The sequence below is a fragment of the Flammeovirga sp. AWQ4_249 genome (genome assembly GCF_056161045.1).
In genome coordinates, this window is record NZ_JBSWYJ010000054.1 from 19,236 (window position 1) to 33,424 (window position 14,189).

12 protein-coding genes are annotated in these 14,189 nt (G+C 30.9%); 6 read left to right on the forward strand and 6 right to left on the reverse strand.

Going from position 1 to position 14,189, the window contains the following annotated elements; all coding sequences use genetic code 11:
- Positions 1-125 precede the first annotated feature (125 nt).
- Positions 126-4,385 (reverse strand): CHAT domain-containing protein, encoded by a 4,260-nt coding sequence (locus ACXAHM_RS23510; protein WP_474965762.1) that lies wholly within the window; start codon positions 4,383-4,385, stop codon positions 126-128.
- A gap of 275 nt (positions 4,386-4,660) precedes the next feature.
- Between ACXAHM_RS23510 and ACXAHM_RS23515 the strand changes: the two genes are divergently transcribed.
- Positions 4,661-5,371, forward strand: coding sequence for an NUDIX hydrolase (locus tag ACXAHM_RS23515; RefSeq protein ID WP_169654440.1), 711 nt, complete (start codon positions 4,661-4,663; stop codon positions 5,369-5,371).
- 42 nt (positions 5,372-5,413) lie between these two features.
- On the opposite strand, the gene ACXAHM_RS23520 is transcribed toward ACXAHM_RS23515, so the two are convergent.
- Genes ACXAHM_RS23520 through ACXAHM_RS23530 form a run of 3 tightly spaced genes read right to left on the reverse strand, consistent with a single transcriptional unit; the run spans position 5,414 to position 6,712 of the window.
- Entirely contained in the window at positions 5,414-6,064 is a 651-nt protein-coding gene (locus ACXAHM_RS23520; RefSeq protein WP_474965765.1) for a SanA/YdcF family protein, read from the reverse strand.
- A 59-nt stretch (positions 6,065-6,123) separates the two neighbouring features.
- Complete coding sequence (locus ACXAHM_RS23525; protein WP_474965768.1) at positions 6,124-6,507, reverse strand: group III truncated hemoglobin; 384 nt, start codon at positions 6,505-6,507, stop codon at positions 6,124-6,126.
- Positions 6,508-6,514: 7 nt separating this feature from the next.
- The gene (locus tag ACXAHM_RS23530; protein WP_474965771.1) at positions 6,515-6,712 is read right to left on the reverse strand and encodes a hypothetical protein; all 198 of its coding nucleotides are present in this window, start codon (positions 6,710-6,712) and stop codon (positions 6,515-6,517) included.
- Positions 6,713-6,866: 154 nt separating this feature from the next.
- Here ACXAHM_RS23530 and ACXAHM_RS23535 point away from each other — a divergent pair, with 154 nt between their 5' ends.
- Both ACXAHM_RS23535 and ACXAHM_RS23540 read left to right on the forward strand, forming a co-directional pair.
- Positions 6,867-7,565, forward strand: coding sequence for a Crp/Fnr family transcriptional regulator (locus tag ACXAHM_RS23535; RefSeq protein ID WP_474965775.1), 699 nt, complete (start codon positions 6,867-6,869; stop codon positions 7,563-7,565).
- Positions 7,566-7,736: 171 nt separating this feature from the next.
- On the forward strand, positions 7,737-9,668 hold the full coding sequence (locus ACXAHM_RS23540) for a tetratricopeptide repeat protein (protein ID WP_474965779.1): 1,932 nt from the start codon (positions 7,737-7,739) through the stop codon (positions 9,666-9,668).
- Here the strand turns inward: ACXAHM_RS23540 and ACXAHM_RS23545 are convergent.
- Positions 9,629-10,453 (reverse strand): murein L,D-transpeptidase catalytic domain family protein, encoded by an 825-nt coding sequence (locus tag ACXAHM_RS23545; RefSeq protein ID WP_474965782.1) that lies wholly within the window; start codon positions 10,451-10,453, stop codon positions 9,629-9,631. The genes ACXAHM_RS23540 and ACXAHM_RS23545 overlap by 40 nt on opposite strands.
- A gap of 210 nt (positions 10,454-10,663) precedes the next feature.
- Here ACXAHM_RS23545 and ACXAHM_RS23550 point away from each other — a divergent pair, with 210 nt between their 5' ends.
- Entirely contained in the window at positions 10,664-11,134 is a 471-nt protein-coding gene (locus tag ACXAHM_RS23550) for a hypothetical protein (RefSeq protein ID WP_474965788.1), read from the forward strand.
- 27 nt (positions 11,135-11,161) lie between these two features.
- Positions 11,162-11,959 (forward strand): class I SAM-dependent methyltransferase, encoded by a 798-nt coding sequence (locus tag ACXAHM_RS23555; protein ID WP_474965791.1) that lies wholly within the window; start codon positions 11,162-11,164, stop codon positions 11,957-11,959.
- A 46-nt stretch (positions 11,960-12,005) separates the two neighbouring features.
- Here the strand turns inward: ACXAHM_RS23555 and ACXAHM_RS23560 are convergent, their stop codons facing one another.
- A complete protein-coding gene (locus ACXAHM_RS23560) occupies positions 12,006-12,728 on the reverse strand; it encodes a tRNA1(Val) (adenine(37)-N6)-methyltransferase (protein WP_474965794.1) in 723 nt (240 codons plus the stop codon).
- 146 nt (positions 12,729-12,874) lie between these two features.
- Here ACXAHM_RS23560 and manA point away from each other — a divergent pair, with 146 nt between their 5' ends.
- Positions 12,875-14,074: a mannose-6-phosphate isomerase, class I gene (gene manA, locus ACXAHM_RS23565; protein ID WP_474965797.1), complete on the forward strand. Its 1,200-nt coding sequence runs from the start codon at positions 12,875-12,877 to the stop codon at positions 14,072-14,074.
- Positions 14,075-14,189: the final 115 nt, after the last annotated feature.

Below are 14,189 nucleotides of genomic sequence, written 5' to 3' on the forward strand. Positions count from 1 at the left end.
ATATAATGTAAGTAAATAATAGTAACGAAAATTAAAATTAATGTAGGATTTAAAACAGTCGTGAAATAAAAAAGAGTACCCCATACCGGAATACTCTTTTGCATATATAATTGTTAAGATATAGTCTATATTTTTCCAATCATAATAAAAGCGCCCCAGTACTTTGGTTCAGGGAATTCTTCTCTCAAATGCTTTTTCGCCATTGAGAAAGCAACTCTTTTATCATAACCTTCTTTTAGCCATAAGTGATAAAATGATGTCATTAACTTCTGAGTAGCAACATCTGAAACTTCAAACAAACTCATGATGATATTGTCAGCTCCAGCTACAAGGAAAGCTCTTTGTAAACCATAGACTCCTTCACCTACTTTGTTGTCACCCTTACCTGTTTCACAAGCGGAAAGAACAACTAGCTCTGTTTCGTCAAAGTTTAAGTTCATCGCTTCGTAAGCTGTAAGTACACCTTCTTCTTTATTGAAAGCATATACATTGTCACTTTCCATTAAATCACCTGCGTTTGTAAGTAATAAACCAGATCTTAGTAATGGATTGACTCCTTGTTCTTGTTTGAATAAAGATTTTGATTCGTTCGTCTCAATATCGTCCAAGAAGAAACCATGAGTTGCAATGTGGAATACTCTAGGAGATTTTAATGCTTTAACTGCATCTTCAGTTGCTGCATTGTTTAAGAAAACTTGGTCATTTGTATGATCATCACTAGATAATAATTTATCCAACTCTTGAACTTCTTTGTATGTACCTGGTAATTGAGTAATTGCTCTAGCAGTATATTCATTGTATTCTTCTGGTTTCAAATCTTTGTAGAATACAGGATTACCAAATAAAGAGATATTCATATTGTCATCCTTTCTAACACCTTCATCTAAGATATCTAAAGTTGTACTCGTCAATACAATATGAGAGTGATCGATAATATAATCTCCATTATCAACATCTACTGGAATTGATTCTAAGTTGATTTGATTATATACACCATCGGCAGAGAAATAAACAGTTTTATCTGGGCCAATTTCATCATGTATTGGTTTCCAAAACGCTTCGTAAGATTCATCATCAGGGAAACCAAAAATAAGATTTGATTTGTAGAAACCAAGGTTTTCAGTTTCTAATAGATTTCCATTAGGAATCATCTTTACAATTGGTGCAGTTCGTGTCTTTGGTGTAATAATTAAAGCTGCATAATTCACTGTATCCGTAAATACATTTTCGAATTGATTAAAACGTATAATCTCAATAGCAACTTCATCATCTGCTAGATTCTTTTGAACTTCTTTCCAATTAAATGATTTAGCATTTTGTTCAGAGAAGGCACTAGATTTTTTAGATAATTCTTTCTCTAGTGTTACAATATCTTTCTCTAAAGCTTTCACATTGATACCTTCTGCTAGCTGTTGTTCTGTTGTTAATGCAAATGCTTTCGTTAGCGTCTCTTTCTTTTCGATCCATTCGTTGAACTCTTTAATTAGTATAGAGTCATTACTTTGTAAAATCTGATCTCTTACTTTTACAGATGAACTAAGCAATAAAGGTTTTGTTTCTAAGGCAAAATTATACATGTCTGACTTTAACTTATTCTTACCAGAAGCAATGGCTAGGTTATAATAGAAGTCGTAATCAGATTTGATTGATTGCCAATATTTAGATTTTTCTTTAGCACTTAATACAGGGAAATATTTCTCAATAAAATAACTATGCTCTTTTAAAGTCTTACGTGCATATTTAATTGATTTATTGTATTTGTTATAACTGAAGTACGCTTGAGATCTTTTCATTGTACTTTTAATGTACATTGGATGACCTGAGTGGAATAACTTACCATATGTTTTTTGAGCATTTTGATAATGTTCTTGAGCAATTTCAAACTTTCCTCGACGCATTTCTAGATCACCTAATAAAAGTTTAATCTCTGCAGAATTTGTATTATGATCATTACCTAATTTTTCAACCCATATATCATTAGCTTCAAACAAAAGGTCTTCTGCTTCACTGTATTCAGAAATTTCAATCTTTGCTAAAGCATAATTTTTAAGAGCTAATGCAAAAACAGGGTTATCTTTACCTAATTGAACAGCAACAATATCAACAGCATCTTTGAATAGATACATGACATCTTCAGGATTGTAACCCATATATAGATCAATCAAAGCAAGCTGAGTATAACCTTTAGCCACCTCAATATGACGTTCTCCAAATAACTTTTTAGAGATCATTAAAGCCTTTTGAGTAAGTTCTTGTGCTTTTTCAAAGTCACCCATAGCCATTGCTATTTCCGACTGAATTTCTAAAGTCTCAACAGATTGTTTAGCTTCTTCTCCAAAAGTACCGATACTAATAGAATAAGCCTTTTGAGCAATTGAGTCAGCTTCAATATACTCACCTCGCATGTAAGCAAGTTTGGCTTGTTGAGTATATGGTACAATTAATAATCTACTTTCTTCACCAAAAATTTTCTTACGGTGTTCTATAGATTTTTTAATGATATCTTCTGCTTGAGAAAAATATTCTTTTTGTAGATAAACACTTGCATGAACATCAGCAGAAGATGAAGAAGCGACTGTACCTGGAGATTTTCTCGTTAATCTATTTGCTTTAGCTAAATTATGATTTGCTTCATCAAATTGACCTGTAATAACTTGAAACCTAGCTGCAGTTTCTAATGAAAGAGCATGAGTAGAATTTTGTGTTCCTTTTCTGTAAGAATGTTTCTCATATAATTCAAGTAACTCTTGAATTTGTGCGTCAGCTTCAGTATAATCTCCTAAATCCATAGCAAATGCTGCTGTACTTTGCAGACCTGCAGCATATTCTAAGTGATCCTCTCCATAATACTCTTTGTAAGCATCTTTTATACTTGCACTTAATGTAGCGGCCTTTTCAGTTTGTCCCATTAATGCAAAATAATTAGCACGATCTTGTTCAAGTTCTAAACGTTTATAATGATGTGCATTTAATCGATCTTCAACAATAGGTAAATGTGTAACATATAAGCTGTCAGCCTTGTCAAACTGATTAGTGTACTTAGTCAAAAATGTTGCTTCTTCTACTTTTGATATGCTATATAATAATGAGTTCTCTCCAATAGTATTTTTGATTACATCAATATATTCATATAGTGTTTTCTTTGCTAATTCTTGATTTTCAGTCGCTAAAGCTGTTTTATATAATAGCTCTTTTAATAGAATATTTTCTTTATGATTTTCAGGTATAAAACCGTCTTTTAGGATGTATTCTATTTCATTATAGGTCTTGTCAAAATTTCCTTTTAAATAATAATCCTTAGCAATTACTCGATCAGCTTTTGAACGATTAATGTTTTTTCTACCGAAATAGAGAATTGTATTTGTTGAATATTCCCATTGAGTTTTATCTCCTTTACTTACGAAATGTTGCCATGCATAATAATCAACCATATCCTCTTGGATTTGGAAGAATACCTTGTGACTGATTCCTAGTACTCTCTCTGCTCTGTAGATGTTTTTCTCTAACATCTTTTTAGGAATGATCGGATCTATTTTGCTTTCAATATAATTCAGCGTTCTTTCATGATAATTAACGATGTAACTTTCATCATCTACTCTGATATTCTTTTTGATCCATTCTTCACTTGTCATTAGTAAAGAATCTGCCTTTTCGTAGTCTCCAACTAGACGGTTAAGTTTACCTTCAAGAGTAAGGCTATATGCATACCCTCTTTTTAATCTATTTTGCTCACGATTTGTAAACTTCTTATTGACAATTCTGTTACTTCTTATTGAATAAACATCCTTTGTAGAACTAGTAGCAAAATCATAAGCTTGGTTTTGTAAATCAGGAATAATAAGAGCTGCAGAATCATATTGTCCTCTTTCAATGTAAATTCCAACAACAACTTCATTCTTTAGTTTTCTGTAATCAAGTGATGCATCAATGAATTTTTTTGTTTTTTCATTTTCATCTATGATTGTCATCGCTTCATTATAAAGCCTTGAAGCAGTAACGATATCAGAATATTCTATATATAACTTACTAGCTAGTAATAATGTATAAGCTTGTCCAAAAGTAGCATTTTTTCTTTTCTTCGCTAGAATAGTCATTGCAGATACAGATTCCTCAAAATCATCAAATTGAGAAATTGCAAGTTGGAAGTAGGCTCTTTGTGCCATTATTTCTATAATTGCAGAATCTCTACCTTTTGCTTTTCTAGCAGCCTTTTCATTCCACTCTAAAGCCTTTTTGTATTCACCATCATCAGCGTATTTCTGACTAATTCTAAGTAAATTATCAATTTTCTTTGTGATATTATCTGCTATAGAAGTTTGAGCTGAAAAAAGCAATAATATGACAACAAAGAAACGTATTAAAAAATGTGATTCCTTATATCTCATAGTAGGTTATTTTTGAAGTCCGTAGTATAATCTTTAGGAATAAATTGAAACTAAAGTATAAATGTAAATAAAAATAAATAGATTATCATCGGTTATCCTTTTTAATGTATGACTTTCTTGTGTTTTGTTATCTTTTTTGAATGAAAACTTTATATTTGTAATTCATTATCATAATTGATTTAAAAAGATAACTTATTCTTAATTTATTAGTTATCTTTATGCATATAAAAACGAAAAATTACAAAATTCCAATCTTGAATTATAAGATTTAGAATATGAACGAATATTATCAAAGCGCATATAAACCATTACTTGCCATAGATTGTGTCATTTTTGGATACGAAAAAGGCGAATTAAAAGTATTGCTTACGCGAAGGAAAGTAGATCCATACAAAGGAGCTTGGGGTTTAGCTACAGGTTTCCTACACTATGGTGAATCATTGCATTATGCTGCTGAGCGTGTATTAAAGAAGCAGACTGGTTTAGATAGAATTTTTATGGAACAACTGAGTACTTTTGGTGAAGTAGACCGTGACCCAGAAGCTCGAGTTATTTCTTTAGTATATTACTCTTTAATTAAAGTTGAATCTCAAGACGAGGAGACTTTAGAAAAAAATCAAGCTCAATGGTTCCCAATTACAGCATTACCAAAGTTAATGTTTGACCATGAGACAATGATTCAAATGTCTTGGGGTAAATTGAGAAGAAAATCAAGATACCAACCCATTGGATTTGAATTATTACCTGAGAAATTTACTTTACCTGAGTTACAATCTTTATATGAAGCGATTCACCAGAAACAATTCGATAAGCGTAATTTCAGAAAGAAAATATTAGCAACAGGTTTATTAAAGAAATTAGATGAAAAACAGAAAGGGGTATCTAAAAAAGGAGCCTACTATTATGTTTTTGAAGAAGGAAAATATGATGAGCTAATTTCACAAGGTTTCAACTTCGAGTTAAAATCAATGGCATTTGGTTCATAAATATAAAGCCTCAGTTTCATTATTTAGAAGCTGAGGCTTTTCTTATTGTATAATTTCTTTTTTACCTAGGAACCTTGGTTGAGTATTGAAGATATATAGATCTAAAAACATCTTGACCCTAGCAAAGTATTCTCTAAAGTGAATACTATAACTTTTTTCTAAAGGAACATCATCAGCAGGATAGCCAAACGCTTCAATTCCATGATAGCGTGCTATAAATACGGCTCTTTCTACATGGAATAATTGTGAAATAATAATAAAACGATCCTGTTGGAATATTTTATTTGCTCGAACTACCGAGTCTAATGTTCTTAGCCCAGCATAATCCATTACAATTTTCTTTTTATTTACACCTTTTTGCTCCAATGCAATACGCATAACTTTTGGCTCATTGTATTTGGAAGTACGATTGTCTCCACTCACAATAATGAATTCTATATCATGCTTTCTTAATAAGTCTGTTGCTGCATTTATTCTATTTATAAAAAACGGATTGGGGTTACCGTTTCTCATATATTTACTAGTCCCCAATACTAAGCCTGTTTTGCAAGTCACATTAGGGTTTTCTTTATCTAAAATAAAAGGTGTACTCTTATAACTGACATAAAAACTGATAGAAGCTATAAATGTAAATAGTCCAATTACTAAAGTGATAAAGCTGATAAGGGAATATCGTATAATTTTCTTCTTCATAGAGTTAATTTCAATTCAAAGATAACCTATCAAAAAGAAAAAAAAAGCAATTTTTTAACTTACCTATTCTCTCTTGCTGTAAAAATTCTCATAAAGAGCATATGAGACATGTTTCTTGCTCTGGATTTCAAAAGATTAGCCTTTTCTCCTTGAAACAACTCATCAATAGTCATAAACCATAATTGTAACCAAAATCCGAAATGTTTTTGTTCAATTGTTGCTTTTTGATCAACATCTTGATGTGTTTTTACAGGATTGCCCTTGTATTTTGAAACAAAAAAAAGGTTAGTTTCCCAGAAGTCATACATTGTAGGTAAATGTTTATCCCAATCAATTTTTACATATTCATCAAAGAAAGGCCCAAGTTCTTCATGAGCCCTTACTTTAGAATAAAAGGTATTTACTAATACTATAACATCTTCTCTATCTCTTAAATCGTGCATAACTCACTTATTTTGATTCGGTGCTTCTTTCAGCCATAAAACCTGTGAAAGCTACAAATGATAATCCTAAAATAGTGCTAGCCCAAGAGACAACCATTACTGTGTCTACTGCAGAAAACAAAGATACAAACAGTAAAATTCCTAAGAAGATGATCAATGAGAACATTAATACTAAAAAGACTAATAATTTACCGTAATTTTTCATGAGTTTTATAGTTTTGTAATAGTACAAATGTCGGAATAGCCAAGTGATCTTTTTCTGTCTTTTTTTTGACTAAAAATTGATAAATATCAGAAAATGCAGGATGTTATATCTATATTTAAATGTTTTTTGAAGGTAATTATCCCCAAACATCTTTATGAAATTAAAAAGACCAGATTGTTTAGATTGTCCAGTTAGGCCACTTTCTATTTTTGAAGGAGTAGATAAATGTGAACTTGAAGCAATAAGTTCATTAAAAGGATTTACCATCTTTAAAAAAGGAGAGACGATCTTTAGAGAGGGACAACCTGCTTTGGGTATTTATATTTTACATAAAGGAAAGGTGAAAATTTCTAAGACGGGTGTGTTAGGTAGAGAACAGATTGTTTCTTTTGCATCTGTCGGTGAGATAATGGGATACAGACCTATGATCTTGGAAGAAGTCTATGATATCTCAGCCATTACTATGGAAGATTCAGCTATTTGTTTTATACATAAAGATAAAATCTTGTCATTAATCAAGAGTGATAGTGATTTTGCTTTAAAATTAATGAAGACAGCTCTGCAGAATACTAAAAAAATGACTGAAATATTATCATCTGTTTCTCAAAAGAATGTAAGAAGTAGAGTGGCTGAATCTTTATTAATTCTTAAAAACGAATTTGGGATGAATGGAGATGGTGTACTGAATGTTATGCTCAGTAGAGAAGATCTTTCGGCAATGATTGGAACTTCTTCAGAATCCTATATTCGTATGCTTAAGGAAATGAAAGAGGATAATGTTGTTTCAACAATTGGAAAAAAAATTAAAATTCTAGATCTTCAAAAATTAAAAGATATTGCTGAAATTTTTTAATTTTACAGGCATTGATCTTTGATAAATAAACTTTCTTAACTCCCTAAATAAAGTTAATACTTTATTAATAACTTTAAATCAATATATCAAATCGATATGTTTTGGTGTTTAATTAAATGTAACTGTTTATCAGTTGATTTGTTGTATTGCTTTATTCTAACCTTATAGTGCATGTCTATTCGAAAAATAATATACTTATTTCTTAGTGTTAATATTATATTGACAATAGCAGCTAATGCTCAAAATTACATGGAAGAAGGTGTTCAATATGTAATGAACGGGCAGGTTGACAAAGCGATTAATTCATTTACTCAAGAAGTTCAGCTTAACTTGCTGAATGATAATGCTTATTACGAAAGAGCAAAGATGTATATCCATAAAGGTGTCTATGATAGTGCCTATCAGGATATCAAAATGGGTTTAACAATAGATGCCATCAAACCTACTGGTTATTCTTTAATGGGATATTTATATCTTCACCAAAAAGAGTATCAAAAAGCAATAGATGAGTTTACTATAGCAATTGAACAGGATAGTTCCTATGTGACTGCTTATGTTTTTAGAGCAGAAAGTTATAGTAATTTGTATTTATATCAAGAGGCAATTGCTGATTATTCTAAAGTGATTGAAATGGCACCCAATGCTGGAATGTATTATCAGCGAAGAGGTCATATTTATATGAAATTAAAAAAATATGATTTAGCCATTCAAGATTTTAATAATGTAATTGTACATGATCCAAGAATTATTGATGCTTATATTTTCAAAGCTGAAATCAATACTATTCAAGGTGAATTTGCAGAGGCAATTAAAACAATTGAAAAAGGTTTAATTGTAGATCCGAATAACTTTAAGCTTTTAAGTTTAAAAGGAGATTGTTTTGCTAACACAGTTCAATATGCTAAATCTCTTGAAGCATATTCTAAGGCATTAGATATCAACCCAACATATGCTTATGCCTACTGTCGTCGAGGTGAATTAGAAGCAAAGATGAATAAATATGACCAGGCAATAAATGATTACAATAATGCAATTCTATATGCTCCATCATACGGATATGCATATTATAATAGAGGTCTTCTTTATACAAAATCAAGAGATTATCACAAAGCATTAAACGATTATGATAGTGCTCTAGTATTTTATCCTTCTTATTATAATGCATTGATTGAGAAAGGAAAGACACAATTAGCTTTAGGAGAATTTGACAACAGTATCGTAACTTTAAAAAAATCAATTGAAGTTGATCCTCATAAAGCATACTCGTATGTATTGCTAGGGAATGCTTATTTAGGAATAAAAGAATATAAAGGCTCAATAGAATACTTTACAAAAGCTATCACTATTTCAAATACTTATGGTTATGCTTACATGCAACGTGGTTTTGCCTATAAGTTGGTTGAAGATTATGAAAATGCATTAAAAGATCTAAAACATGCTTCCACTTTAATGAATAAAAGCTCAAAGCTATATTCATACTTAGGGGATGTTTATGTTAGTATTGATGAGCTAGAAAAAGCAAATGAGTATTATACAAAAGCTTTAGAAATTACGCCTCAATATTCTTACGTAATCCACCAAAGAGCTTGGACTTCAATTAAATTAAAAGATTATCAATTTGCTTTAAAGGATTTCTCAATGTTACATAACTTAGGAAAATCTAAGTATGTAGATTTATATGGTGAAGGGGTTGCATTGATGGAACTAGGAGATTATTCTAAAAGTAATGAAGTCTTGGAGACAGCAATTGAGAAGTACCCAGACTATTCTTCAGCAAGAATTCTTTTAGGATATAATTATGCAGTTCAAGGTGAAAATGAACTTGCTCAACAAGAAATTGATAATGTCATCAAACTGAAAGGTAAAGCAGATGAAGTTAGTGGCGTAAAAGGAATTATCGCCTTTAATGAAAAAGAATATAAAAAGGCTTTAAAGTATCTCAATTTAGCCTTAAAAAATAATCCTAAGGATAAGAAACTCTATTATTACCGCTCGTTGACCTTTACGAAATTAGGAAAAGCAAAGAAAGCCTTAAATGATAAAACTAAAGCAGTTACTCTAGGTTATAATGCAAGTTCTTTGTCAAAATCAACAGAATTATAGAAATCAATGGATTGTTTGATTTTGATCTTTCGAGCTGGAATATTGGTATACTTAGAAAGTAAAATCCAAGTATTTTCTGGCAATACAAATAGATCTGATAGATCTTTCTTGTCATCATAAGTATAAATATAAAATGCACTTCCGCCTTTAATGTAATTGATGACTTTTTTGTGAACTGAATAGGAAACGGCTGGACAACCAAACGAACGTCCCATGTATCCATTTTGTTTCTTAAATTTTTCAGATACGTACTTGGCAGGATGTAGAACAATAGCTCTATTGCGAGCATTATTATTAATTCCCTCTTCTAAACCATCTAATTTTAATGACAAACCATATTTACCCTTATACGTTTCAGCAGCTTTATACATACCATGTGAGCTCTTTTTAGAGTTGACTACATTACTAAAGTTTTCAGCGTAAAGAAGACCTGAGTTTCTCCCATGAGAAACATATGTTTTTAGTAATAACTGTCCAGTTTTTAAATCAATGATATAGAATCTTTTAGCAGTAGAAGGCTGTGTAAAGTCGAGAATACTTAATACTCGAGTGTTATTAAGCTCTTTTTTGTTAATAAGATTAAGATATCCTATCATTGCTCGCTCATAAGCGTAATAAGATAATCCAGCATCTTTAAGCTTAGCTGATTTATATAAAGTTGTAATCAACTCCTCATTTTCAGATTTTAAAATTTCATTTCCTTCATGAACAGTTTGTGCATAAAGATTAGAAATAGTAAGTGCTATAGTGAGTAATGTTGATACAATGATTCTTAAAAAAGTCATCTTTTAAATTCGTTTGTCGTACGTAAAGTGTGACAAAGGTAAAATGTATCCTTTTAACTATTAAAAGATTCCTTGTTAATAAAGAATTTTAGACTCTTAATTCAGTGAAATTTTAAGATAAAATGGAATTTATTAAACCTTTTTACTAGAAAATCGATTTAATCTTCAGTTTTTTGTGTTCTTATCCTGAAGAGATATTAATTAATTAGAATGTTAGATTTACTCACAAAATACATCTCACTCTTAGCAATAAGTGCCGTCAAATTTTTATTTGGACCCATTACAGGCTTAATGACAGGCCTGTCTTTAATTGAAACAACAATCATTACTATAACTGGAATGATGTTGACAGTGATATCGTTGTCATATGCAGGAACGAAAGCTAGACAAAAAATTATGAAATGGGCGAGTAGAGGTAAAACAAGGAAATTATTTACAAGGAAAAATAGAATGATTGTCAAAGTGTGGCAAGACTATGGTATGAAAGGTGTAGCCTTTTTAACTCCTATTTTATTTGGACCTCCTATTGGAATGTTAATAGCAATCTCTTTTGGTGAAAAAAAGAATAAAATTATTACGTATATGTTTGTAAGTGCCGTATTTTGGGGTATTATTATGAATATTACCATATTTAACTTCGGTGAATATATGGGTCTGGTAGAAACAACTGCCTTGAAATAATCAAACATAGACTAAAAAATACAAACGATGGCTTTTGAGTTTCATCAAGACAAACAAGTTTATTTTTCATATCAAACAGAGAATGCCAATAAATATGTAATCCCATTTATTGAACAATCACTTACTATTACTCCTGGAATGAAGGTGTTAGAAGTTGGCTGTGGTGAAGGTGGTGTATTAAAAGCATTTTTGGATAAAGGGTGTTATGGGCTTGGTATTGAGTTAAACTTAGAAAGAGTAAAGCTCGCAAATCAATTTTTAAAAGAATATATTGAGAAAGGACAAGCCAATATCATTGGTAAAAATGTCTACGATATAGATGTTGAAAAAGATCTTGATGATAAATTTGATTTAATTGTTTTGAAAGATGTAATTGAACATATTCCAGAACAGGAAAAAATTATTCATTACTTCAGAAGCTTCTTAAAACCGAAAGGGAAAATATTTTTCGGATTTCCACCTTGGCAAATGCCTTTTGGAGGCCATCAACAAATTTGTGCAAGTAAAGTTCTTTCCAAATTACCTTACTTTCATTTACTACCTGCACCCATTTATAAGTTTATCTTAAAAAATGGAGATGTTTCTGAAGGTCATGTAAAAGAATTGATGGAAATCAAAGAAACAGGTATTTCACTAGAACGTTTCGAAAGAATTTCAAAAGCATCGAATTACAAGATTTTAGAAAAGACATTGTATTTTATTAATCCAATTTATGAGTATAAGTTTGGATTAAAACCAAGAAAGAAAATTCCAATTTTAGGAGATATTCCTTGGGTTAGAAATTTTGTCACAACTTGTGGTTTCTATCTTATTGAAAAACAATAAAAGAAAGTCCATTAAACTTCAATAAGAATAGTTTAATGGACTTTTATTATAGAAAAGGATGAAAATCTTTCGTCAATTGAATGTATTCTTCAGAATAGTTGTTCACCAAATCACGTATATAGAAATTCATTCTGGTTACTTTATCTATTACTTCTTTATATCTAAACTCTAATAATACTCTTTTTGGTTTTTTATTCTCATTATGACTAATATCCAATTGTGTATGTAAATGAAACTGATGCAACTTGGCATTTTGTAATATATCCTCTAGTTGATCAAAAGGATAAATCATTATAAATTTTCCATGATCAAGAAGTACTTCCGCACTATCTCTAAATAAATTATGTAATGATAGCTGATCACTATGTCTTGCTAGCGTTCTTTGTTCATTATCACCTTTGAGACTATTTTTAAAATATGGAGGGTTCGAAACAATTGCATCAAATTTATTTGATTTTTTTTTACAGAAATTTTCTAATGAGGAAAACTCAGTATCCAATCTTTCTTTAAAAGGAGATTTGTTGAAATTCTCCTTCGCTTGTTCTGTTGTAGCTTGATCAATATCTATCCCCCTAATATTTAATTTATGATACCTTTGAGCACACATTAAAGCCACTAAACCAGAACCTGTACCGACATCTAATAAAGATTTACACCCATCTAAATTAGCCCAAGCCCCTAGTAAAATTCCATCTGTACCGATTTTCATTGCTGAATTTTGGTGAACAATTTCGAATTTTTTAAAATGAAAAGTTTGATATTTATTCATATGCGTAGAAATCCGTATTCATCTTGATTTCATGTTACAATTAAGTAATAATTATTCTTATTTTTGTATGGTTTTGAACCAAAGTTATTTTCAAATATGATGGTTCAAAGATAAAATATTATAGACGACAATTTACCAATAGTACAATGGCAAAGTTATTTCCATTAAAAGGTGTGGTGCAAAACTATGCATGGGGAGGAAGCTCTTTTATCCCTGAATTAATATCAATTTCTCAAGAAGATAAGCCGTATGCTGAGTATTGGATGGGTGCTCACAACAATGCACCTGCCCAAATAGGAGAGTCTCAATTCTTAAATAAAATGATTGCGGACGATCCCAAAGGTACTATAGGAAATTATATCAACGAAAAGTTTGGTCGTTTACCTTTCTTATTTAAAGTATTGGATGTAAAAGATGTTTTATCTATCCAAGTTCACCCTACTAAGGTAGAGGCTGAAAAAGGCTTTAAAAGAGAAAATGAAGAAGGTATTTCATTAACAGCCTCTCATAGAAACTATAAAGATGATAACCATAAACCTGAAATTATGGTGGCGTTATCAGAGTTTTATCTTTTACATGGATTTTTGCCAAAAGAAAAATTAACCAAAGTACTTCAAGAGGTACCGGAATTTTCTGATTTGGTTGAAGTTTTTGAAAAAGGAGGGTATTATGAGCTGTATAAAACTGTGATGGAATATACACCTGAGCAAGTTAATGGCAAGTTACGCTCTCTGGTAGATAGAGTAATGCCTCTTTACAAAGAAGGTAAACTAGAGAAGTCTTCACCGGACTATTGGACAGCGAAGTCAGTAGCATTACAAAATGAAGGAGAAGATTTAGATCGAGGAATTTATTCTATCTATTTTTTTAATATTGTAAAAGCTGATATAGGAGATGCAGTATTCCAAGATGCAGGACTTCCACATGCTTATTTGGAAGGACAAAATATGGAATTAATGGCCAACTCTGATAACGTACTTAGAGGTGGTTTAACTCCAAAACATGTTGATGTTCCTGAATTATTAAAGCATGTTACTTTTGATGAAACGCATCCAAATGTGATGAAGGGAGAGCAACAAGCTGATGGACTTGAGCGAATTTATAAAAGCCCTGCTCCTGATTTTGAATTAAGTAGAATTTCTATTAAGAAAGGAGATACTTATCATCATGTTGCTAAAACAGCACAAATTATTATAGTTTCAGAAGGTAAAGCTACAATTGCAGAAGGAGAGGAGACTTTAACACTTTCACGTGGTGAAGTAGCAGTGCTTTTAGTAGATGCAGATTACAAAATTACAACAGATGCTGAGGCTGTTCTTTTCAAGGCAACAGCTCCAGTAGAATAAACCTTTTATGAGGACATAAAAAAAGGAGAGTATAAAATAAACGCTGTCCGTAATTTTTAAATTTTATATATTGAAAATTATGGCAAAGCAATCACAAAAAGAGAGTGCTGAGTTT